29 protein-coding genes and 6 other RNA genes are annotated in these 21,343 nt (G+C 67.2%); 29 read left to right on the top strand and 6 right to left on the bottom strand.

Annotated features, from left to right (window positions below; translation table 11 throughout):
- Positions 1-25: 25 nt before the first annotated feature.
- The 6 genes from ACLJT4_RS01410 to ACLJT4_RS01385 all read right to left on the bottom strand — a co-directional run bounded on the left by ACLJT4_RS01410 (position 26) and on the right by ACLJT4_RS01385 (position 6,350).
- Positions 26-1,045, bottom strand: a complete 1,020-nt coding sequence (locus ACLJT4_RS01410; RefSeq protein WP_411120599.1) for a hypothetical protein — start codon at positions 1,043-1,045, stop codon at positions 26-28.
- Positions 1,046-1,164: 119 nt separating this feature from the next.
- Positions 1,165-1,521 carry a hypothetical protein gene (locus ACLJT4_RS01405; RefSeq protein WP_411120598.1) on the bottom strand — a complete coding sequence of 119 codons (357 nt, stop codon included), beginning with the start codon at positions 1,519-1,521 and terminating at the stop codon, positions 1,165-1,167.
- 147 nt (positions 1,522-1,668) lie between these two features.
- The gene (locus ACLJT4_RS01400) at positions 1,669-2,778 is read right to left on the bottom strand and encodes a hypothetical protein (RefSeq protein ID WP_411120597.1); all 1,110 of its coding nucleotides are present in this window, start codon (positions 2,776-2,778) and stop codon (positions 1,669-1,671) included.
- Positions 2,775-4,208, bottom strand: coding sequence for a phage portal protein (locus ACLJT4_RS01395; RefSeq protein WP_411120596.1), 1,434 nt, complete (start codon positions 4,206-4,208; stop codon positions 2,775-2,777). The genes ACLJT4_RS01400 and ACLJT4_RS01395 overlap by 4 nt, the downstream gene beginning before the upstream one ends.
- A gap of 35 nt (positions 4,209-4,243) precedes the next feature.
- Positions 4,244-5,905, bottom strand: coding sequence for a terminase (locus ACLJT4_RS01390; protein ID WP_411120595.1), 1,662 nt, complete (start codon positions 5,903-5,905; stop codon positions 4,244-4,246).
- 16 nt (positions 5,906-5,921) lie between these two features.
- Positions 5,922-6,350: a hypothetical protein gene (locus ACLJT4_RS01385; RefSeq protein ID WP_411120594.1), complete on the bottom strand. Its 429-nt coding sequence runs from the start codon at positions 6,348-6,350 to the stop codon at positions 5,922-5,924.
- A gap of 737 nt (positions 6,351-7,087) precedes the next feature.
- On the opposite strand from ACLJT4_RS01385, the gene ACLJT4_RS01380 reads away from it, so the two are divergent.
- The 29 genes from ACLJT4_RS01380 to ACLJT4_RS01240 all read left to right on the top strand — a co-directional run bounded on the left by ACLJT4_RS01380 (position 7,088) and on the right by ACLJT4_RS01240 (position 21,317).
- A complete protein-coding gene (locus ACLJT4_RS01380) occupies positions 7,088-8,068 on the top strand; it encodes a hypothetical protein (RefSeq protein WP_411120593.1) in 981 nt (326 codons plus the stop codon).
- A gap of 35 nt (positions 8,069-8,103) precedes the next feature.
- Positions 8,104-8,916 carry a hypothetical protein gene (locus ACLJT4_RS01375; RefSeq protein ID WP_411120592.1) on the top strand — a complete coding sequence of 271 codons (813 nt, stop codon included), beginning with the start codon at positions 8,104-8,106 and terminating at the stop codon, positions 8,914-8,916.
- 76 nt (positions 8,917-8,992) lie between these two features.
- Positions 8,993-9,697 carry a hypothetical protein gene (locus tag ACLJT4_RS01370; protein WP_411120591.1) on the top strand — a complete coding sequence of 235 codons (705 nt, stop codon included), beginning with the start codon at positions 8,993-8,995 and terminating at the stop codon, positions 9,695-9,697.
- A gap of 1,369 nt (positions 9,698-11,066) precedes the next feature.
- Positions 11,067-11,333 (top strand): hypothetical protein, encoded by a 267-nt coding sequence (locus ACLJT4_RS01365; protein WP_411120590.1) that lies wholly within the window; start codon positions 11,067-11,069, stop codon positions 11,331-11,333.
- An 18-nt stretch (positions 11,334-11,351) separates the two neighbouring features.
- Positions 11,352-11,438: hammerhead ribozyme type II (locus ACLJT4_RS01360), an RNA gene on the top strand.
- 20 nt (positions 11,439-11,458) lie between these two features.
- Complete coding sequence (locus ACLJT4_RS01355) at positions 11,459-12,157, top strand: hypothetical protein (RefSeq protein WP_411120589.1); 699 nt, start codon at positions 11,459-11,461, stop codon at positions 12,155-12,157.
- Positions 12,158-12,210: 53 nt separating this feature from the next.
- Positions 12,211-12,277: hammerhead ribozyme type II (locus tag ACLJT4_RS01350), an RNA gene on the top strand.
- A 19-nt stretch (positions 12,278-12,296) separates the two neighbouring features.
- A complete protein-coding gene (locus ACLJT4_RS01345; RefSeq protein WP_411120588.1) occupies positions 12,297-12,683 on the top strand; it encodes a hypothetical protein in 387 nt (128 codons plus the stop codon).
- A gap of 187 nt (positions 12,684-12,870) precedes the next feature.
- Positions 12,871-13,020, top strand: coding sequence for a hypothetical protein (locus ACLJT4_RS01340; RefSeq protein WP_411120587.1), 150 nt, complete (start codon positions 12,871-12,873; stop codon positions 13,018-13,020).
- Positions 13,021-13,025: 5 nt separating this feature from the next.
- Positions 13,026-13,093: hammerhead ribozyme type II (locus ACLJT4_RS01335), an RNA gene on the top strand.
- Positions 13,094-13,112: 19 nt separating this feature from the next.
- Entirely contained in the window at positions 13,113-13,865 is a 753-nt protein-coding gene (locus ACLJT4_RS01330) for a DUF2786 domain-containing protein (RefSeq protein WP_411120586.1), read from the top strand.
- Positions 13,862-14,110, top strand: coding sequence for a hypothetical protein (locus ACLJT4_RS01325; protein WP_411120585.1), 249 nt, complete (start codon positions 13,862-13,864; stop codon positions 14,108-14,110). Before ACLJT4_RS01330 ends, ACLJT4_RS01325 begins: the two co-directional genes overlap by 4 nt.
- Positions 14,107-14,514, top strand: a complete 408-nt coding sequence (locus tag ACLJT4_RS01320) for a hypothetical protein (protein ID WP_411120584.1) — start codon at positions 14,107-14,109, stop codon at positions 14,512-14,514. The genes ACLJT4_RS01325 and ACLJT4_RS01320 overlap by 4 nt, the downstream gene beginning before the upstream one ends.
- A gap of 11 nt (positions 14,515-14,525) precedes the next feature.
- Positions 14,526-14,590: hammerhead ribozyme type II (locus ACLJT4_RS01315), an RNA gene on the top strand.
- A 16-nt stretch (positions 14,591-14,606) separates the two neighbouring features.
- Positions 14,607-15,149 carry an antirestriction protein ArdA gene (locus ACLJT4_RS01310; RefSeq protein ID WP_411120583.1) on the top strand — a complete coding sequence of 181 codons (543 nt, stop codon included), beginning with the start codon at positions 14,607-14,609 and terminating at the stop codon, positions 15,147-15,149.
- 101 nt (positions 15,150-15,250) lie between these two features.
- Positions 15,251-15,469: a hypothetical protein gene (locus ACLJT4_RS01305; RefSeq protein WP_411120582.1), complete on the top strand. Its 219-nt coding sequence runs from the start codon at positions 15,251-15,253 to the stop codon at positions 15,467-15,469.
- A gap of 58 nt (positions 15,470-15,527) precedes the next feature.
- Positions 15,528-15,595: hammerhead ribozyme type II (locus ACLJT4_RS01300), an RNA gene on the top strand.
- Between the two features lie 18 nt (positions 15,596-15,613).
- Positions 15,614-15,847, top strand: a complete 234-nt coding sequence (locus ACLJT4_RS01295) for a hypothetical protein (RefSeq protein WP_411120581.1) — start codon at positions 15,614-15,616, stop codon at positions 15,845-15,847.
- Positions 15,847-17,130, top strand: a complete 1,284-nt coding sequence (locus tag ACLJT4_RS01290; RefSeq protein WP_411120580.1) for a DNA cytosine methyltransferase — start codon at positions 15,847-15,849, stop codon at positions 17,128-17,130. Before ACLJT4_RS01295 ends, ACLJT4_RS01290 begins: the two co-directional genes overlap by 1 nt.
- A gap of 26 nt (positions 17,131-17,156) precedes the next feature.
- Positions 17,157-17,726 carry a hypothetical protein gene (locus ACLJT4_RS01285; RefSeq protein WP_411120579.1) on the top strand — a complete coding sequence of 190 codons (570 nt, stop codon included), beginning with the start codon at positions 17,157-17,159 and terminating at the stop codon, positions 17,724-17,726.
- 25 nt (positions 17,727-17,751) lie between these two features.
- An RNA gene (locus tag ACLJT4_RS01280) (hammerhead ribozyme type II) lies at positions 17,752-17,817 on the top strand.
- A gap of 14 nt (positions 17,818-17,831) precedes the next feature.
- Positions 17,832-18,719 carry a hypothetical protein gene (locus tag ACLJT4_RS01275; protein ID WP_411120578.1) on the top strand — a complete coding sequence of 296 codons (888 nt, stop codon included), beginning with the start codon at positions 17,832-17,834 and terminating at the stop codon, positions 18,717-18,719.
- A gap of 116 nt (positions 18,720-18,835) precedes the next feature.
- Positions 18,836-19,072 (top strand): hypothetical protein, encoded by a 237-nt coding sequence (locus tag ACLJT4_RS01270; RefSeq protein ID WP_411120577.1) that lies wholly within the window; start codon positions 18,836-18,838, stop codon positions 19,070-19,072.
- Between the two features lie 11 nt (positions 19,073-19,083).
- Positions 19,084-19,647, top strand: a complete 564-nt coding sequence (locus ACLJT4_RS01265) for a hypothetical protein (RefSeq protein ID WP_411120576.1) — start codon at positions 19,084-19,086, stop codon at positions 19,645-19,647.
- Positions 19,648-19,704: 57 nt separating this feature from the next.
- Positions 19,705-20,172, top strand: coding sequence for a hypothetical protein (locus ACLJT4_RS01260; protein WP_411120575.1), 468 nt, complete (start codon positions 19,705-19,707; stop codon positions 20,170-20,172).
- Positions 20,169-20,597, top strand: a complete 429-nt coding sequence (locus ACLJT4_RS01255) for a hypothetical protein (RefSeq protein WP_411120574.1) — start codon at positions 20,169-20,171, stop codon at positions 20,595-20,597. The genes ACLJT4_RS01260 and ACLJT4_RS01255 overlap by 4 nt, the downstream gene beginning before the upstream one ends.
- Before the next feature lie 14 nt (positions 20,598-20,611).
- Positions 20,612-20,848 (top strand): hypothetical protein, encoded by a 237-nt coding sequence (locus ACLJT4_RS01250; RefSeq protein WP_411120573.1) that lies wholly within the window; start codon positions 20,612-20,614, stop codon positions 20,846-20,848.
- Positions 20,848-21,138, top strand: coding sequence for a hypothetical protein (locus ACLJT4_RS01245; protein ID WP_411120572.1), 291 nt, complete (start codon positions 20,848-20,850; stop codon positions 21,136-21,138). The genes ACLJT4_RS01250 and ACLJT4_RS01245 overlap by 1 nt, the downstream gene beginning before the upstream one ends.
- Positions 21,135-21,317 (top strand): helix-turn-helix domain-containing protein, encoded by a 183-nt coding sequence (locus ACLJT4_RS01240; protein ID WP_411120571.1) that lies wholly within the window; start codon positions 21,135-21,137, stop codon positions 21,315-21,317. The genes ACLJT4_RS01245 and ACLJT4_RS01240 overlap by 4 nt, the downstream gene beginning before the upstream one ends.
- Positions 21,318-21,343: the final 26 nt, after the last annotated feature.

Genomic DNA, 21,343 nt, shown 5'->3' with positions numbered 1-21,343 from the left:
GGCGTCGGCCCCTACTGGGCGAGGGTCAGGCGTTGGCCGGGTCGCTCTCCGGCTTGGTGCCGGCCGGGGTCCAGACCCGCGCGTCCGAGATGCCGGTGATGGTGGCCAGCTCGTCGGCCGCAGCCGGGTAGTCGCTCTTGCCGTCGAGCGTGAGCTTGATGCCGCGAACGAAGTGCTCCTGCGAGGAGATGATTTCCTTCTCGTTCGCTTCGTCCCAGCCCACGAGAATATCGGTCACGCTGCGGAAGCCGTTGTACGTGTTCACGACCGAACGGTCCTGCAAGTACAGGGAGTCGTAGTCGCGAATCCATCGAAGGGCGATTCCCTCGAAGGAGGTCGTCGCCCCGTACGGAACGGACTGGGGCACCGAAGGGGCGCCGGACAGGAAGATGAAGCCCGAGCTGGCAAAGGCATACGCGGCGTCGCTCGGAATCGTCTGATCGACCACGATCCGGAATCCGAACCGTTCTGCCAGCGTCGCGGTGCGGAGCGCCGATTCGGCCTCCGAATCGCCAACGTTCTGGGCCAGGTTGAGCTTCTCGTCGTTCAGAAGGGCCGACTCGAAGTCGGAGCCGACGAGGAGATAGCGACCCTCCTTCGGCGCGTGGAAGGCGTTGAGTACCCGTCGCGCCTCGATCAGTGCGCCGCGAAGGTTCTGGCCGGCGTTGCCGATGGTGACGGCGTAGTCCTGGCCGGTCAGGGTCTTGACGGCCCGGCGCTGAAGGCCGCGGGAGACTGCCTTCACCTGGGGCCGGAGCAGCTTGCTCCACTGGTCGATGTCGAAGTCATTCTGCTCATCGGTCAGCTTGACCGCAGAGTACGAGTTCCCACCGAAGGTAACGGCGATCTTTCGCTCGCTGTACTCGTCGAACTGGATCGGCGTACTGCGGTCGTTGCGCCATGCGTAGTCGTGGAAGGGCAGGATTCCTTCCACCTTCATGCTGATGGTGTCGTTGTCCGCGCCCTTGAACTGGTCGATGCCCTGCTTCTGGAACAGATTCGGGATGATCAGCTCCTGTTCGAGCATCCCGACTGCGGTGTTCACGAGCTTCTGGGGCTTAACGACCTGGTGCTGTGTGGTTGCCAATTAAGTGCATCTCCGGGGGCATAAGAAAACCCCCGGCCGGTCGGCACGGGGGTCATGGGGAACGCGTCTTCAATTCGCTAGAAGCGCCGAGAGCGCCGCGCGAGAGCGCGCGGGTCCATCTCTCCGTCGTCCTCGTCGGACGGGGTGAGGCCACCGCCGAGGGACTCCGGCACGGCCGGTGCGAGGAGTGCCCGGAGGGCCTTCGCGTCGGTCTCCAGCTCCTCGACGGTCACGCCGCGAAGCCGTGCGGCCAGTTCGTCAGGCAGCTCGTACTTCCGGGCGACCGTGCCGACGACGAGGGAGTGCTCAAGCTCGGCGTTCTTCGTTTTCACCTCGGCGAGCGCGGCCTCGAACTCCTCCGGGCTCTTGGCCTCGGTGAGCCGGGTCTCGGCGTCGCGCAGCCGAGTGCGGTACGAGGCAGCCTCGCCGCGCACCTTGGTCAGCTCCTTGCGGGCCCACTCCGGGAGGTCGTCCTCGGGGGCGCCGGCCGGAGTCTCCGCCGACTGCGCGTCGCCTTGCGGCTGCTCGTCCTTGGTGGCCGTGGGGTCGTCGTTCGGGGTGGGGGTCTGCTCAGACAGGGGTCACGCCTCCTGGGCTGTGATCGTCGATCGCCGTGCCTCCTGGGCAGCGGCTCTTTGCTTCTGGCGGATGAAGCGCCGCCAGGCGCTCACTGCCGACTTGCCGCTCAGGCCCTTGGTGACCTGGGGCCACAGGGCCTCGTACTCGCGGGACAGCGCGGTCAGCTCCGAGCCCTGGTACTGCTGCATGGAGAAGACCGGCGCCGCGTAGCAGTGACAGTTGTCGTGGTAGCGGTCGCCGTCCGCGAACGTCGCGGACTCGCGCGACTTGTAGACCGGACCCCGGCTGATGAGCATTGCGCACCACCCGCACGGGGTGCCGGTACGCGAGAGCCGCACATATCCGAGCGCCCTGCGGTCGCGCCGCATGTGGTTCCAGGTGGTCGAGCGGCCTCCGTTCATGGCGACACGGGAAGCCGCGGCTGCCTGCTGGGCGCCCGCCTGGCGCTGGGCCTCGTCACGAGCCTTGTCGGCAGCCTTGGCCGGCTGCTCGTCGCTGATCTCGTCGAGGCGGCGATCCAGGTTGTTCGTGCCGAGCGCGTCGAGGACCGTACGAAGTTCGTCCTCGGCCTCGCGCTCGATCCGCTCCTCTTCCTCGCGCAGCCCTTCGAGTTCCTCGACGAGGATGCGCTCCCAGTCCTGGTCCTGGTCCTCGTCGGCCGGCGCCGCCTGGGCGTCTTCCTCGGCGGACACGGGTTCGTCGTCGGGGGCGGACGAGGCTTCCCCGGACTCGCCGGTCGCGGCCTCGCCCTCTTGGTCGGAAGCGGGCGGTTCGTAGGTGCCCGCCAGCTCGGCGAACTCGCGGCGAAGGTCGGCGAGGGAGACGTACTCCGGCTCCGGGTGATAGGGGTCGGCGACCGTCGTGCCCGTTTGCAGCGCCCGTGCGAGCCGGTAGTACGCGCGGGCCAGGTCGCGGGACTGCCGCCTGCGCCCCATCACGAGCGAGATGGCCCGTCGCAGCCAACCCGAGGCTGTAGCCGCGCGCTGCGCGGCCGGGACCTCGTGCCAGAGGGAGAGGGCCTCGGTCACGGTGGCGGCGCCGATCTGGGACAGGGCGACGTGGAAGGCGGCCGACGCCTGGTCGGTTTCCTTCTGTCGTGCGGCGCTCGTCACGCTGCCGCCCCCAGCTCGGTGCTGCGCTGGGTGTCGGGTGTGGCCCGTTGCAACGCGCTTGCGAGCTGGCCCACCGAGTCGTCATCCTCGGCGAGTTGCTCCCAGTCCTCGAACTCGTTCTGGGTGACCCCTGGTACGCGACGCCACAGTCCCTTGGCCGGGATTCCGAGCTGCTCGCGCAACTTCCCGAGGGCGTCGGCCGCCTGGGCGAGGCTGCGCTGTTCCATGTCGCGCCAGATGACCTCGCCACGGTAATCATCGGCCGAGGTGGTGTTGCCGGACAGCTCGGCCGCCAAGCGGAACACCCTCTCCCAGCACTCGCCGAAGGCGGTACGGAACTCCGCGATCTTGCGGCTCAACGCTGTCTCCGCAGCCAGGAGGGCTTCGGCGCTCAGGTTGGCGATCTGGCCCAACAGGTGGTGGGGCGGGGTCTGGCTGACTGCCGCGAGGTGCCTGATGGACATGTCCACGGATTGGATGAACCCGCCAAGCGGGGTTTCGTCCAGCGATCCGAACTTCACATCCGGGTCCTCGGCGAACAAAAACCTCTTGGCGTTGTGGTTGATCGGCAGGGGGATCGGATTGCCCTGGCTGTCGAGGATGGCCTCGCCGGTCTCGGGGTCGCGCTGGACCGGTGGGGCCATACCCGTGACAGTCCGGACCTTCACCGAGGCGTAGGTCTGGGCGACGAGGAGGTCAAAGATCGTTTGGTTGATCCTGTCCTGCAACGCGATCATCGGTTCGATGACGCCCAGCGTTCTGCCTTCGAGGTCAACGCTCGCAGCGAACCGCGTCACGGGGCACTCCGAGGCGCCGTGCCGGCCCCCGGCCGAGACGGTGATGCCCTTCTCGTCTTCCAACGTCTTGAAGGTGATCGCGTACTCGTGCCGCGCGTCCCACATCCGGGCCTTGCCGAGCGCATCGCCCGAAGGCCAGGCGGTGACGGTCAGCGCCGCGTACGGGGTGTCATCGTTGGCCGCGTCCTCGTAGAGAGCAGCCGTACGCAGGGCCGACAAGCCCTTCGTGCGCACAGTCCCGGCGCGCGTCTTCTCGGTGACGGTGAACGAGTGGCCGTACGTGAGGGCACCCCGGTATACCGCAGCCTGCCGGGCGTCGAGGCGAGAGCGCTGCCAGTGCGCCCACTCCACGGTGGTGGTCTCGGCCGGGGCCGGGAGGCCGCCACCCGCCTTGCCCGATCGGAATCCATCGACGTACAGGGCCTGGGCCGGAGTGCCCACCAGGAGCGGCAGCCAGTTCGACACCGAGCGTCGCGCGAGGAGTCGGTATTCGTCGTCGGCCTGGGGCGGCATGTACGGGTCGTCGTGATGACCGTGGAGATAGTCGTCGATCCGCTTCAGCCGATCGCCGTCCCGGTTCAGGATGGCGAGGAGCTGCCGCGCAAGCGCGGCAGGGGACAGGGGGGCGGTCAAACAATCACCGCCTTTGCCACACTCTTACAATCGGGTCACAGGAAATAGCCGCGACCGGTCCGCTTCCGGACCTTCTTGCCGCGTGCTCGTAGGTCGATCAGGGCCTCGTGCGCCAGGAGCAGGGCCGCGTAGAGGTCGACCTTCTTCGGGCTCTCGCGCGACTCCTTGCCGAAGCTCACGCCGTAGTTGTTCACCCGCCGCCGCGCGTTGAGCACGTGTCGCCGGAGCTTGAGGTCACCGTCGTGGACGAGCTTGCGGTCGAAGATGGACCGCATCAGGCGCTCGTGCGCCAGCGTCGATGTCTTGAGCGAGCCCCGCATGTCCCAGCCGATCGCGTCCTTGCCGAGCGAGGACTTCACTGCGAGATCCTCGCCGTAGGTCTCGGACCACTCGGAGATGTACGACTCCCACAGGGCAACATCGGCGTAGAAGCCTTGCACCTGAAAGAGCCGGAACGCGTCGTGCACAGCGGAGTCGACGGCCGCCTTGGAGACCTGCCAGTTCGTCCCGGCCGGACCGTCCGGCTTCTCCCACAGCCCGATGGTGAAGGCGGCCATGTCCCGGACGCGGAGGGCGACCAGCGCGGTGGCGTCGTCGGTCTTGCCGCCGTCGAAACCGAGCGTGATCTCGTCGCCCGGCGCGAGCACCAGGGCGTCGTCGCGGAGCATGTCCCACTCGGCCGGCCCGTACACCGCGTCTTCCTCGGCGACGATCTGGTTCAGGTACATGCGCCGGGAGCGTGCGGCCGAGATGGTCAGGCTCAGAACGGACTTGATGATCGACTCGACCTTGAGCCAGACCGCGTCACCCCTGATTTTGGGGATGACGATGCGCAGAGCCTCGGCGGTCAGCGGCGTGGCCGGGTGCGCCTCGATGCTGTCGTACAGCGCGCCCACGTCGGCTGCCAGGCCGGCACGCACCTTCTCGTACGCGTCGCGCTGCCGCTCGGCCACGCTGTCCTCACCCGGCATGAATGCGTTGGTGATGGCCAGGTAGCGGCTGTTCATCTTGGTGGCGTTGCCGTCGATGGTCTCGTACATCTTGTGGCCGCCGTTGCCCAAGATCCAGTGGTGGGTCTCGTTGAGCAGGGTGAAGGTGGTCCGCTTGCCTTCGATCGCCCGGTAGGAGCTGGTGACCGCCTGGAGCCTCTTGCGGCCCCGATCAGCGCGGATCAACTCGGCACCCATCTTGATGCCGTAGGCCGCGATGAGCCGGTCCGAGACCAGGATGGGCAGGTAGCCCATCGTGTTCGTCGTCTGCTCCTGGCTGACGGCCGTCACCTGCACCCACGCCTGCGGATGCGGCTTGGCCACTGGCTCGCCGTTCTCGTCCCAGTGGGAGAAGCGCGACGGTCCAACGAACTCCACGAGCGAGATGACCGCGAGGAGAGGGTCCTTGCCCCAGCCCTTGAGCCGCTGGAGAACGCCGGTCCGGTAGACGAACTCCCCGTCCTCGTCGATGGCGTACCACCACAGGAGGAAGCGGAGCTGCTCGCGGGTGAACTTCCAAGGGACTGGCTGGTCGTCCGTGGAGCCTTCGCCGTTCAGGTACTCGGCGCACCATCCAGCGACCTGCCAGCCCAGGGTGCGTTCGGGGAGCGCCCACCGACCGAAGGCATCCTTCTGCCACGTCGGCCCGTGGAACTCGGGCTCCAGGGCCTCGATCTCGTCAAGGGTGAGGGGTGCGGTCTTCGCCACGTCTCACCCCCCGAGATCAGGCTTCGAGGCCGAGATCCTTCTTGTAGTCGGCGATGGCGAGCACGGCCGCGGACTGCTCCTGCGGCTCGGGCTCGTGCAGCTCGACGCGCACGCGGCGCCGGTCGCCCTCGGCGACGAGGAGCCGCTCGAAGGCGCTGTAGATGGTCTGGAGCATTTGTCCCGAGCGTTTTCCGGACTTCTTGTAGTAGCTCAAATCCTCACACAGTGAATACGCGAAGGCCCAGTCCGAATTCTGATAGAAGTCGGCCTGGCCGGAGGACTTGAGAGAATCCCAGAGGCGCTTGGCGATGGGGTGCCAATTCCGGTCGCCGTTAGGGATTTTGACTTCCTTCATGACGCCCTTGGTGACGGACTGGGCGTTCCCGCCCTTGCGCTCTCGCGGGCGGGCGAGGTCAGCCTCCCGATTCGGTACGGGGCCGGGCATCGCCCACCTCCTTCGCTGAAGAACTGGGCCCCCGAAGGAAGTGCCTCCGGGGGCCGGCGCGGCTCTACGGGCCCGAGGCCCGGAACTCTGCGCAGTTAGAGCAGACCAGGGTGCTTCTCTGACCTGCGGAACTTGCGGTCCTGGCGCCGACGACCGGCGGCCTTGGCCGCTGCTCCTTCTTGGGAGCTTTTTGCCCGGTGATGCCACCCGCAGAGTGATCTTAGGTTGGTCTCTCGATGGTCGTCACCGGGCCGGATGTGGTCCACGTCGGTAGCAGGCTCCGCACACCGCACGCCGTACTGATCTCTGGCTGTGCACTGGTGGCGGTCACGCCTCAGAACGCGGATACGTAGTTGAGGCCAATTCGCCGGAAGGCGCTGCCTGCGGTCGGAACTCGACCATGACATAAAGCCTCCAGGCGTACAGATAGAGGCTTTAGGCACCGGCGAAGGAGCATCAGAAATAGGCCCCCTCCGGGGGCCCATAGTCGAAGTTCTCAAGCCGTAGAGGCTCAACCTTCTACTTATATATACGGAGCCTGGCGGCGATCCTGGAACGCAGGCACGTGTGAGCCCCGCCACACTCTTGCGTGCGTGGGTCCGGCGCGGGGCGTCGGATCAACTCTTGCAATGCAGCCACACTCTTGCGTATGGTGCACGGCACAGCAAGCAAACGACCCCGGCTCGACGGTGCGCGAACACCTGGCCGGGGTCGTCGACCGAGAGGGGTATCTCTCGATGCGAGTGCATCGTAACCGGCACGACCGCGCCTTCGTGGTCGTGCCCAACGCCGCCGCACGCCACAGCGGCCTGTCCCTGTCCGCCCGAGGATTGCTGGTCACCCTCCTGTCGCTCCCGGACGGCGCCCGCGCCACCGTCGACACCGTGACCGATCAGGTTGAAGAAGGCCGTCGCGCCGTGGCCAAGGCGTTCACCGCCCTGGAGAAGGCGGGCTACCTGCGCCGCGAGCGCGGCCAAGACCCGGACACCGGCCTGTGGGGAACGCAGACCCACGTCTCTGACCTGCCGATGGACCGCATTCCGGCGGTCGGTGAGCCGAAGTGCCGGAACGTCGGCGATCTCCCCAAGGGGGAAAAGAACCAGGCAAAGAACCTCCTCCCTGACGCCGAGCCGAGCGGCGACGAGGCGGCGACACCGCTGCGGGCCGAGGAGGAGGAAGAGGCCCCTGGCCACAACGACCAGACCGACGCCGCAACCGGCAGGGCCGCAGCGACCCTCGCGCAGCTCGGCGACGCGGACCGCCGACTGACGCTCAGCACCAGCGAAGTCCTCCGCCTGGCCCCTCTCGCTGCCGCCTGGCTCGCCGAGGGCCACACCGCCATGAAGATCGTGGCGGCCCTGACGACTCGGCTGCCGGAGCGCGTCGACTCTGCCGCCGCCCTGGTCTCGTACCGCCTGACGAACCAGATGCCGGCCAAGCCCCAGCCCAAGCCGAAGCCCGCCCCGGACACCCGCCACCACTGCCAGTCCTGCGACGCCGTGTTCCCCGCCGGAGTCACGCAAGACCTGTGCAAGCTGTGCCGCGAAGAAATGGACCGTGCCACCGGGCACATCCTCGGCACCCCAGCCCCGGCAACCCCCGAGCAGCCCGCCACTGGCAGCGACGAAGCCGCCGGACTGCTGGCCGCCATCCGCCAGCGCCGAGCCACCGGCGTTACCGCCCGCCGCCATGGCCGCCCGGCCTTCGCCGCCGCCTGACCCTGCCAGCGCTCGCACCTTCCAAGGGAACACTCATGTCTACGTCCATGCACATGCCCTGGTACGCCAAGGCCGTCTTCGTGGCTGGCAGGCCGCTCGTCCTGGTGGCGGCTCTCGCCATGTCGGTGCCCGGAGAAATCCAGATGGCACAAGCCGCGGGTTGGCACGGCTGGGTCGCCTGGCTCATGCCGGTCTGCATCTCCGCCTACGCCGCCGCAGCGGCCGTCATCGCCGAAGTCCGCCGCCGGATGGCACTGCCAGGCCGCCTCACTGCCACGATCGGAGCTGGCGCCGCTCTCGGCCTGGCACTGTCAGCACAGGTCGTGGCACACCTCATCGAGCAGAGCTACATGAACACCTCCGCCATCCTGGTGGCGCTCGTCTCCGCTGTGCCGCCGCTCGTCGTGGCACACATGCTGCACATGGCGGCGACCCCTGCCGCCGAGATGACCGCCTCGGTGCAGATCCGCCAACTGGAAGAGTTGGTCACCGCGATGGCGGGCGAACTGGCAGATGCCTTTGATCGCGAGGGTAGGGCGCTGGTGTCCAAGGCCCACGGGGTGAAGAACTCGTATGACGAACTGGCCGACGACATCGACGAGCTGGTGGCCAGCGCTGACGCCATGGCGGACGAGCTTGCCGGGGAGCTGGCAGCGGCCGAGCTGGCGGAGCCGAAGTCGCGACGGCAGGGCAGTGCCCGGAAGGCCATCCCGCTGACAGTGGTCAAGGAAGCCGTCGCCGCGATGCAGGCGGAGGGGGAGAAGGTCACCGGGCCGACGCTGGCCGGACGGCTCGGCTGCTCCGAGCGCTCGGGGTATCGGTACCTCGGCGAAGTGCAGGTCGCCTGACCTCTGACCTGGCAGTCAACGGCTTGACTGGTAAAGAGCTTGACTGGTCAAGCCGTTGACTGCCACAGTGGGCGCCATGGCGAATTCACCAGTTTTTGAGTACGAGATCTTGGCGCCCGACGTGGACGGGTGGGGCTCCCCGGCGCGGCGTGGCACCGTCGCCGACTGGACGGGCACTGCCCACGACCTCGGCCGTGACATCTTGAGGCGCTGGCAGGCAGCACCGCCCGAGGAGCGCTATGCCGACGCGCGGGTGGTCGTAGAGGTGACCAGCGATCACGGGGCCTGGGCCGCCATCGACGACACCACCCCGCCGGGGCCCGTAGAGCAGGCCCTCGAAACGGCAGTTGAGGCGAAGCTCGTCGCCGACTTCGCCTCCGACCGGACCGGCGATGAGCTGGCAGAGGCCATGCGGGACGCGTGCAGATGGGGCGGCCTGTCGAAGAACAAGATCGCCGATCGAGTGGGGCGCGTCATGTCCCGCCCGACCGCCCTCAAGCAGCTCAAGGGGGTCTGGCCCGCCGATGAGAGCTACGACCTCACGGTGCGGGGCGCGATCACGTACGACATGGGCGCGGGCAGCAAGGAGGCGGTCGCCTGTCCGACGTGCGGCGCAATGGAGAACCACACAGTCTTCGGCTCGCCAACGGGGGAAGTTCGGGTGGTCTGCGAAGCCCGGCACCACGTCGAGTTGCCGGCCGCGGTGGACGGTCGGCGCCTCTTGGAGCTGCTGATCGAGAACCCCGACGCGGGGATCAACCGCTTCGGCGCCGCCGAGTGACCTAGAGTCGAGCACCCCGTACGCCCCGCTCGCCCTGACGGCAGGCGGGGTGTGGCCGTCCCGTCGACCTTGGAACTGTGGCGGAATCCGCGCTGCTAAGACGTGGCGGTGCCGGCCTTCGCGTACCGGGGGTCATACCCCCACCCCGCCTGGCCTGGTCTAAGATCGCGCGCCACATGCGGACGCACTCACCCCCCGCACCCCCCAAGGCAGTACCCCGGCCGGATCGCGGGCCGTTTGCCTGCCTGCCTGCCTGCCTGCCTGCCTGCCTGCCTGCCTGCCTGCCTGCCTGCCTGCCAACCGGGCCGAATCAGGCTCGAATCAGGCCCGGAGAACGGCGCAGAGAGCCACTCAAGCAGTCCACTAAACAGCATCTGACCTGCTGATTTGTGGCTGCATTTGCAAGAGTGTGGCTGTTGCCGTAGTGTTCTCCTCGTCGCCACAACGGGACGCCAGCCGCAAGGCAGGCCAGCGAAGCGGGGACAAGCACTCGAAGCGATTGCAAGAGTTGCGCAGTACGGGACCGACCCGCTAGGGTTGGGACCAACGCCGAACGGGAACACCGGGCAGCGGTCAGGACACTGGGATTGCCTGGCCGACCGGCTCTCATGGCAGGTAGCAACGCAGCGATTGTAAGAGTTGCGCAGAACGGCCGAGACCCGCTAGGGTCGGAGCCAAGCCAGACCGGCTCAGGCCGGTACGGCGCACGAACTGAGCTTGACGCTCACCCGGCCCCGCCTCAAAGGCGGATGTCGCAACCGCATCGCGGTGTGGGTGGGTACGCAGGGCACAGGTGGGCTTGAAGGTACGTGATCCGGAGGCGGGGCATCCTGCCGGTGATGGGAGCGTGCCGGAGACGACGCCGAACCCCTGGGGTACAGCCAACGTAACAGGCAGAGGCGCGGATTCTCTTGTCCGCAGTCCCGCCCGTACGGTCCTGGTGAAGCCTGCGAACCGCCCCGTTTCTCGGGGTAGGCGCTGGGTGAGAAGCAACCCTCGGATGCCCGTGGGAAGCGATGTCAGGGCAGCCGTGTGGACTTCGGAGGTCAGGGCTCACCGTTCTTTCGAACGGGCCGGGAAACCGGCCGGAACGAACCGAACGGGCCGGAGGAATCCGGCCGGTTCGAGAGGTGGTGGAACGGTGAGCCCGATGGCTTGAGCAATCCGCCATCGTTACCCGAAATGATCACCTGACTGAACATCCGGCCCGATGGGTCGGGCCTCCCGGACGCCTTGGGCGTAGGTGCGAAGCCACTGGGGGGCGCTGATTGCGGCCCCATTGTAAGAGTGTGGCTGTGGTCCGATGTCGCCGAAGGGCGTCGAATCGAATGCCGGACGGCTGTCCGGCGAGTCCTAGAAGGGGACCGACATGATCGTCACCACCAAGCCCGTGAACCTCGTCAAGTCCGACTGCATCGGTACCGGCCCGAGCCTGATTGAGCAGGCCGACAACCTCGCCGAGCGAGCGTTCAGCCTGGCCCTGGAGCTGGATGCCGCGAAGGTCGAGCTGGCGGAGCTGGAGAACGTCGAGATCGGCTGGATCAAGATCGCCCTTGGTCTGATGGTCGAGCGGGACGCCTACGCGGTGGCCCTGTACCAGGCGACGCGGGAGCTTGAGGCTCTGGCTGCTTCGTAAGGGCCCATTGTAAGAGTGTGGCGAAACGCTTCCCTTCGGCTATGCCGGCCGAGGGTGAAGCGTCGTACCCGGAGTGGTGTCCGGGACCTGATGAGCCAGCCGCTCAACCTGAAAGACGAGGCCAGATGCGCCGCCAGTCCAAGATCCCCAACGAGACGTTCCGCGAGTACGCGGCGCTGCTCGAAAACGCCAACTACGCCTATCCGTCCTGGCGCACTTCGTACTACGGAGACGACGACGATGCCACGCACGTCGAGATGTTCTCGTACACCGAGTACCCCACCAGCCTTGGCGACAAGTCCAACTTCCGCGTCGCCAGAGACCTGATCCGGTGTGCGGCCGACGAGGGCTACGAGGGCACCAAGCGATCTCAGGCCCAGGTCATCGAGATCGACGGATCGCCCGTCCACTACGGCTCCGCGTACTCCCTGTACGTCCAGGTCTACGAGCACGGCAAGAAGCGCAAGGGCTACACCGCAGCATTCCGCGAAGCGGTCGCCTTGGCCGAGTACGCCAAGTACGAGTACCCGTTCCTCGACGAGAGCGATCACGGCGAACTCGAAGACGAGGTCTTCAACGAGAACCTCGAAGGTGCGCTCGATGAAGCCTGCCGCGAGTACCCCGACGACACGGACGAGGACCGCGCGGCCATCACCGAGCACGCTCTCGACGATCTGTACGAGCTGAAGTACCAGGAGTCCGAAGGCGAGGTCTCGTGGATTCGCTCGGCTGAGATCTACGCCGAGCACCGCGACGCCCACTTCTGCGCACTCGCCAACGAGCACATGAATGCCCCGATCGAGGGTCAGCTCGCGCTCGTTTGACCCCTCAGCCGCCGCCCCTTCCTGATGACTCCCCTCGGGGAGGGGCGGCAACAAGGCGAAACACCCTGTTCAGGGTGTCCGGTCGGGGTGGTGCCCGACTGCTGACGATGCCAGCCCGCATCCATTCCAAGGACGATCCATGAAGATTCTTCGCGCCCTGAACTTCCGCGCCAAGCGCCGTGCTGAGCGTGCTTTCTACGCCGAGTTGCTCGAACTGAGCGGCCAGGTCGCCATGGTCCATCAGGAACTCACCGCGGCCGTCGACCACTTCGCGGACACCTTCGACGACGGGATGTTGGCCTCCCATGTCGGCGAGAGCTTCACGTGCACGGAGACGGACGCGATAGCGAGCCTCCTCCTTGCGGCCGGCCGCCGTGATGCGGCCGTGACGTGGCTGGAGTGCCATGCCGATGGCGACGAGTATGGCGACGCGCACAACCAGGGCACCGAGGTCTGGCACGACGAGGAAGACCCCTTCCCGACCGCCGTCGACATCCGCGAGTACGCCCACGCCCTCGTGGCCTGAGTCGGGGGAATCTGCCGCAATGCAAGAGTGTGACTTCTGCTGTCTGCCCGGAGCCCGATGGCTCTACGTGCCCAGGGACAGGGCCCACGTCGCCCTGATGACCGATGACGGAGTGGTGGCACCCCTCCCGAACGATGGCCGCTGGCGAGCCTGCGACCTCTGCTCGGATCTCGTTGACACGGACGACATGGAGCGCCTGATCGCCCGCTCCCTGAACACGATGCGCGTACTCGGCGTGCCGTTGCCGGACGGCCCGGAACTTGAGGCGCTGGCCATGGTCGTGATGGCCAACTTCGCCACCGTGCTCGCCGGTAGGCCCACGAAGCAACCCCTGTAGGTGATTGGCGAAACCCCCCTGACAAGGGGGTCGGGGCGGGGTGGTGCCCGCTTCCTGACGATGCCAGCCGCATCAAGATCCACGAGGTACACATGAACGACGAGAAGCAGCCCCACCCCAAGCTGGCGCAGATCCGCGCCATGCTGGCCAAGGCGGAGGACCCGGCGGCCACGCCCGAGGAGAGGAAGGCGTACAACGCCAAGGCTCTCAAGCTGATGAGCAAGTTCGGTATCGAGCGCGCCATGCTCGCCGAGAAGGAGCCCAACTCCGACAAGGTGAGCGACCGTTCCATATCGGTTGAGGGTTCCTATGCGTTGGAGCGCCGTCTTCTCCTGAACGAGATCGGACGCAGCCTGGGCGCCAAGGTCGTCTACAACCCGATGCGCAAGGTGAACGGCAGAAAGATCTACCGGGTCCACCTCTTCGGCTACACGAGCGACCTCGACCGAATCGAGATGCTCTTCGCATCGCTCTCCCTCCAGGCCACCAATGGGCTTGTCTATGCCCGGCCGTGGGTGCCTGGCGAGAGCGTGGCCGCCTACCGGCGCTCGTGGCTGCGAGGCTTCACCACCGAAATCGGCAGCCGACTGCTCGGCGCGGAGAAGCAGGCCCAGGACGACGCCGAGGAAGAGCGGAGCGGCGAGGGGCGTTCGGTTGCCCTCGTGCTGGCCGACCGCAAGAGCATCGTCGAGGCCGCGCAGGCACGTGCATATCCGAAGCTCGGCAAGGCGAAGCTCCCGAAGCTGACCGGAACGGGGCAGCGCGATGGGCGCGCGGCTGGTCGCCGCGCCGACATCGGGGGACCGCGCGTCGAAGCCACTCGACGCCAGGCGGTCTCGGCATGAGCGATCACATCAAGGCGAAGGTCCGCGAGGTGCTGGCGGTCACCCGCGAGGTCGAGAAGTGGCGGGAGGACTACGACCCGGCCACCGATGAGTGGTACACGCTGTGCAACCTCGCCGACCTCGCCGAGCAGCTCGTGTTCCTGCTGCCGGGTGAGCTGCTGCCCGAGGAGGAACTGCGCCATCCGTCCGGTGACGAGCACGCCACCGTCGACGAGCTGTTGAAGGTGCTGGGGGTCGACTGGTGACCTGGCCCTACGACCTCTACATCTGCGACTGCGGATACGAGAACCCCGAAGACCACGACGGTTCGTGTGGTGCCTGGCGGCACGGCGGCACGTTCCACGACTACGGCTACCGCGAGGCGTTCCGGGCCGCCGCCCGTGAGAAGCACGCCTACGTCGAGTCAACCAGTCCGCACAACGGGGTGAAGGCCGTGGTCTTCCAGCACGTCGAAGGCGGAGGGCTCTGCGAGCTGTGCGGCCCGACGACCGGCCGGCGTGGGCCGTGGACCCGATCGCCGTCCAACCGCCAGTTCCTGTGCGAGGTGTGCGTCCGCGATCTTCAGGGCGCTCTCGATGACCTGCACAAGTCGATCGGCGCCTACCGGTCACTGGAGCTGTGGCCCGTCCTCGAAGACGCGGAACGCTGACCGACTCATCCAGGCGAAACCTCCGAAAGGAGGTCGCGGGGCAGTGGTGTGCCCCGCCTGACGAAGCCAGCCGACATCAACAGCGAGGACACATGAACACCCTTATCTCTCTCGACACCCCGCGCGTGTGGATCGGGTGCCTGGCCTGCTACAACGCCGGTCACCTGCAAGGGGATTGGTACGACGCCGACACGGCGGACCTCGTGACCCCCTCGGACCTCCACGGCCGCGAGACCCAGCACGAAGAGCTGTGGGTCATGGACCACGACAACTTCCACGGCACGATCACCGGGGAGTGCTCTCCGAGCCACGCCGCCGAGATCGCCGAGGCCCTGGCCGGCCTCCGTGACGACGAGGCCCCCGCGTTCGGCGCTTGGTTCTCCGAGTTCGGCTCCGACACGGAGCCCAATCAGTGGGTGGACCAGTTCCGTGACGAGTTCCGCGGATTCCACGACAGCGAAGCCGACTTCGCCCGCGAGTGGTTCGAGGCCACCTCCGACGAGGAGGAGAAGGCCCGCCTGACCCAGTGGCCGTTCAACGAAATCGACTGGGAGCGCGCATCGCACGACCTGTTCACCAGCGGATTCCACGCCGAGGACGCGCCCGGCGGCATCTACGTCTTCACGACCCGATGACCCCCGAACCCTGCGTCGAGTGCGGGGACGCGCCCGAGCTGCTCGACGAAGACCTGACCTGCGGCCCCTGCCGCATCCGAATCCACCTGGGAGCAACAGTCTTGGAGACGAAGACCGTAACCGTCCGATTCGAGGTCCAGGAGATCTCGATCGTGGACGTGGAGGCGGAGCTTGAGGTGCCCGTCGACATCATCGACGACGACGAGGCCCTTCAGCAGTGGCTCGACGAGCACGAGGACGACTGGGCCAGCGAAGTCGACCTGGACGACGCCCACGACATCGCCCGCGAAGTTGTCGACGTGTACGGCGCGAGCGCCTGACCGTCCAAGGTTCCAAGCTCCCGTTCCCTGCCATGCGAAGTGACAGGGAACGGGAGCCCGGCGAAACCCGCTGGTGAGGCGGGTCGCGAAGCGGTGGTGCGCTTCGCCTGATGATGCCAGCCAGCATCGCCCCCAAGGATACCGATGCCCAACACCCCTGCCCTCGTGCAGACCGAACCGCCTCTGAACGTCGTCCGCTGTGTGGAGTGCAGCGGCCCTATCCGATACATCGACCGGAAGCCGTATGAGTGCGCCGACTGCGGACGCAACGTCTACATGCGCGACGGCCTGATACGCCCCGGTTACCACTGGGAGATCGTCGGAGACTGGCTGACCAGCGTGGAGACCGTCGACATCGACTGGGACGGGGACGAGTGATGTCCTTCCGCTCCCTGGAGACGGCCGGTGCGCTCATCCCGACCTCCGAGCTGGACCTCGACGACCTCTCGCCCGAGGAGCTGGAGCAGCTCGCCGCGCCTTGGCCGGCGCGGTGGCTCTACCCGCCCGAGGAGGGCGACCCCGACCGTGTGGTCTACCTCTTCTGCGGGCCCGGTGGCCTCGACGTTGGAGTCCGGGACGTTCTCGGCCACCAGCTCGACACCGTGGGCGTCGAACTCAACAAGGACGCCTCCGCCACGGCCCGCGCGGCAGGATTCCAGCGCATCGTCATGGACGTGCGGCTGCTCGACCCCAAGCACCCCGCTCTCCGTTGGGTGCGCGGTCTGATCGTCACCGCGCCGTGCCAGTGCTGGACCCCTGCGGGCAAGCGGGCCGGGCAGGACCCCCGCAATCAGGAACTGCTCTTGGACGTGTTCACCGCGGCCTTCGAGGCGACCTTCGGGCACTGGCACGACTCTGGCCCCTGCGAATGGGAAGGCGAGTGCCTGATCTGTGACGACCCGGAGTGGGATGGGTTCGGTGGATTTACCGGTCCTCTCCTCACGCTGGACGAGGTTCGGGCGCCGATCGCGCAGATGACGGACGAGCGGATCGGCCTAATCGCCGAGGTTCTGATCTGGTCGCTCAGCCTGACCGCACAGTGGGACAACCTCCGGTGGCTGGCCATGGAGCAGAGTTCGGCCCTGCCGGAGCTGGTCCTCGACGGCCTCCGCGAGGAGTTGTGGTCGGCGGACTGGTGCAGCGCGGAGTACCGCGTCCTGGACGCTGTCGACTACGGACTCGCCTCCCGCAGGAAGCGCGTCTTCATGATGGCCGCGCGCCACTCCTACGTCGATCTCGACGCCCTGACCCCCAAGGCACCGATGCCGACCACGACCGCAGCCGAGGCCCTCGACTGGCCGACTGGCATCCGGGTCAACACGCGGGGCGTCCGTAAGACGGCCGGCGGGAACTGCTGGAGCGCGGACAAGCCCGCGACCGGCATCACCTCGAAGATCCGGGGTTGGTACTGGGAGCACGACAAGGACCGCAGGTTCAGCCTCGACGAGGCCGCGCTCCTGGTCGGCTTCCGCCCTGGATACCCGTGGACCGGTTCTCGGTCGAGCTGCACCCAGCAGATCGGCGATGTGGTCGCCCCACCGATGGGCGGGGTCGTGATCGGCAGTCTGCTCGGCCTCGACTGGGAGCCCCGGCTCCGCGCCTACCTCGCTGAGATCTACTCCACCACCGCAGGACGGCCAGCTCACGCGCTGGCCGCCTGACCCCAACTCACCTGCAAGGAGACACCATGCACGACATCATCGACACCACCGAGGACGGCCGTTTCCGGGTGCGCCTGATCCAGGACGAAGACGCGCCCAACCCGCGCGACGACCGCGACACCCTGGCGCACGTGATCACCATCGACACACACCTCGGCTGCTACCTCCCCGTGGACAAAGACGGCGGCCCCCTGACCGAAGCATGGTCGCGGGTGAGCTGGAACCGCTGGAAGGGCGTCGACACCTTCACCCGCTACGCCGCCATCTACCACGGCGCGATCGTCATCGAATCCCGCCCGGAGCGCGGCCCCGTCTCGCTTTGGTACCTCATGCGCGACGAGGCCGAAGACCTCGGCATGCTCCCCGAGGCATACCTCGACGCCGAGCGGACGGAGTACGAGGCGTGGGCCCAGGGCGAGGCGTACGGCTGGGTGATCGAAGAGGCCGTCGACCGCCAGCGCACCGACGACCCCACGGACATCCGAACCGAGTGGGAGGAAGTCGACTCCTGCTTCGGCCACTACGGATACGACTGGGCCGTTTCTGCTGCCCGCGACGCCCTCCGCTTCTACGTCGCGAAGGCGTTGGTCGCTTGAGCACCTACACCCCATTGTAAGAGTGTGGCGAAACCTCCTGGGAGGAGGTCGTCGCGGGGTGGTTCCCGCGGCCTGATGAAGCCAGCCAGCAACGAGGAGAGCACCATGACGACGAACCCGCCGGCCACTCCGGTCGAGACCGAGTACGGCACTATGCACGTCCGCCGCGTCACCGACGCTGAGGTGGACCGCGACAAGAAGGACTGGACTGCCTCCTACGAGATCACCGGTCGCCGCGTCACCGGCCTCGTCCACGTCCGGCCGCAGTTCCGCCGCGAAGTCGAGCTGTTGCCTTCCTTCTTCGAGGTGGTGGTGACGGGCGACGGAGGCGGGAAGACCCCGGCCCATTTCACCGTCAACGGCGTCGAGATCGACAAGGGTACGAGGATGCTCAGCATCGGCGAGCCTGAAGATGCGACTCGGTTCCGGTTCCGTCGAGTCCTGGCGGACTTCAAGACCGAGGTCATCTCCGACGCCGCGAACGACCGGATGCGCGCCGCACTGCGCTCCGTACTCGAAGTCCACATCGCCGACACCCAGCTCGTCTGGGAGCACGCCACCGCGCACGCCCGCTATCGCTTGCCGGGGCGGCGCCACGACACCACCGTGATCATGAAGGCCACGGAGAAGGAGGTCGTCAAGCTGGAGGGCCAGATCGAGGGGTACCGTCAGCAGCTCGCCCTCTTGGCGAACTTCGAGGAGCTGGCCAACGCACTTCGGCCGGCCGCACCCGAGCCCGAGCGGACCCCCATCGCCACTCTCGCGGCCGGGGACCGTGTGACGGCCACGGGCAACGACACCAGGGGGCACACCGTGACCCGCGTCGGCCGGCTGCTCGCGGACCCGGAGGTCGTGACGGTCCAGGACTGGGGCAAGCGCGTCAAGAAGTGGCGCCTGCACATCTCCGACGAGCCCGATGCCACCCCGACCCGCTCCAACTCGGTCACCCTGCACGCGGACGGCGACTTCGCACGCCTCTCCGCCGTCGCGTGAAACACCGCCTGCGGAAGCGGCCCGAGCAGCGTCTACAGTGCCTTCGCTGCCGGGCCGCCTTCACCGACCACGACTCGGCCCGCGCGTCGACCTTCGCGTGTCCCGGCGAGCCCCTGGTGCACGGACTTCTCGGTCGCCGTGAGCACATCCGCTACCCCACCTGGTCCAAGGACCGGAGCTGTGAAAGCTGGGGTTGTCCGGACCCCGACCCGACCCACCAGTGGCACGGGCCCGACCCGTACTGCGACGAACTCGGCTGCTCGATCTGCCTGCACGACTGCGACTGTGACGTGTGCGGAGGCTTCGTGCACGCGCCCGGACTGCATCGGCTCGTCGACAGCCTCGAAGGATAGGAACTCAAGCAATGAAGACCCCACTGCTCGGACTTGCGGGCGCCGCCCGCTCCGGCAAGGACACCGCGGCCTCCTCGCTTGCGGACTGCGGCTGGCAGCGCAAGGCGTTCGCAGACCCTGTTCGAGAGGTGCTGTACCGCGTCAACCCGGTGCTGATCGACCCCCTGAGCGAGGCCGGGACGACCACCGTCGCCTGGGAGGTCGACAGCCACGGCTGGGACTACGTGAAGAGCGAGTTCCCCGAGGTGCGCGGATACCTCCAGCGGCTCGGCACCGAGGCCGGGCGCCAGGTGATCGACGAGCGGATCTGGATCGACACCCTCTTCAAGGACTACGGGGGCTGGGAGAGTCCGACCGTTATCACCGACGTGCGGTTCCGCAACGAGGCCGAGGAGATCAAGGCCCGTGGCGGCCTGGTGGTCAAGATCGTCAGGCCGAGCCAAGTCCTGATCGACGGAGCCGAGCACATCAGCGAGAACGCCCTCGGCGGGTGGGAGTTCGACGCCACGGTGCTCAACGTCGGCACCGTGGACCAGCTCGGCGCCAGCATCCGTTCGATCGCGGCTTCAATGTAAGAGTTGTTCAGTCGGCATCATTGAGATAGTGTGGCATTCAGAAGGAGGGGACACCCCATGAACGCAACCACCACCCTTATCGGAAGCCCCGCTGTGCTCGATGAACTCCCGGCCGGCACGGAGGTCAAGGACGCGGACGGCGACAGCGGAACCAAGACCCGAGACGGCGGCTGGAAGGTCGTCGGCTTCGGCTGGGCCCTGGACCCGGACTGGTTCCGCTTCCCCGTCCACGTCGTCAATCCAACCGCCGCGACCGCCGAACTCGTCGCCGACCTCGCAGGCCCGCAGACGCCCCACGTTCTCAAGTCGGAAATCCGCGGCATCCTCGGCGACATCCACAAGCTGTGGGAAAAGCAGGAGGCCGAACTCGACGAACTCCGCGACGAGGACGGGGACGTACCCAGCGACAACTTCCGCGAATGGGACGGGCTTCGATACGACGCTCACCCCGAGCAAGACTCGGGGATGCTCGGCACCGTCGTGAGCCGATTGGAGAAGCTCCTCGACCCCTCCGGTGGCGCGTGAGGATCACCCCCCGCAAAGAGGAGGTCGAGGCCGTCAAGGCGCTGCTCGAAGACCCGGACTTCGACAGCGCCGACCAGATGGCGAAGGCCCTGATCAAGGAAGTCGGCGAGATCCTCCAGATGCGCGACTGGGTGGCCCTCGTTCACACCTGGAGCGACGGAAGCCGGGGCCTCAACTGGGCACCGTTCGGCAACGAATCCGAGGCCCGCGCCTTTGCATCGAAGCTCTCCATCGGCGGCACCGGCCGCCTGGTCAAGCTCTACGCCCCCGGCGTGATGCTCGCCAACGTGGACGGCAAGAAGGGCTGGAAGGGCTACTGCCAGCACCCCGACTGCGGCCATGCACCCTTCACCCACTCCGCCGCCAGCGCCGCCCGAGGCGCCTGCCAGATACCCACCTGCCCATGCGGCAAATTCGAGAAGTAAGCGAGGAACAGCACATGACCATCACCGCAGTCGGGTTCAAAACCTGCGCGTGCGGAGCGAAGCGCGGCTACGACGACGAGCGGGTGGCGGAGAAGGCGTTGGGCAAGGCCCAGGCCAAGCGTCACCGAGCCGGAGACCGCAAGGGAACGCGTCGGGGACTGCACCGCGAGAACCGCTTCTACGAGTGCTCCTTCGGCCTGTACCACCTGACCTCCCAGTCCCGCGCCGCCTACTACGGAGCCGCCGCTTGATGCCGCACAGCGAGAAGGCGCTCAGGAACGGGTGGGGCTGGGTGCTCGGAGTCTCGGGCCAGGAATGCCGGGTGTACTCGCGCCCCGTCCAGCAGCCTCCGGCGGAAGATCCGGCGGAGCTGCTCGGTCGAGTCGCGAAGCTCCTCGGCGTCGAGGACCCCGCACTCGTGCCGGCCGCCATCCGAACCCTTCAGGCGGACCGGAAGAAGGCGCTCGACTCGGCTGCCCTGGCGTGGAGGGCAGTCCATGACCTCACCGCGGCCGAGCGCAACCAACGGACCACCGGTTGACGCAAGGCGGAAGCAACCGGCTGCTGACGCCGGAAGAAGTCGCCGACTGGCTCAAGGTCAGCGAGATCACCGTGAAGAACAAGTACCGGGCGTGGGGGCTGAAGCCACAGAAGGTCGGCCGCCTCCTGCGATTCCGCGAGCGCGACATCGTCGCCTACCTCGAAGCCCACTACGGGTAGGGCACAGCCCTGACCTGCAAGGAAAG

The sequence above is a fragment of the Streptomyces sp. x-19 genome (assembly GCF_046549115.1).
GTDB lineage: Bacteria > Actinomycetota > Actinomycetes > Streptomycetales > Streptomycetaceae > Streptomyces > Streptomyces albulus_C.
This window is presented reverse-complemented; position numbering and strand designations above follow the sequence as displayed.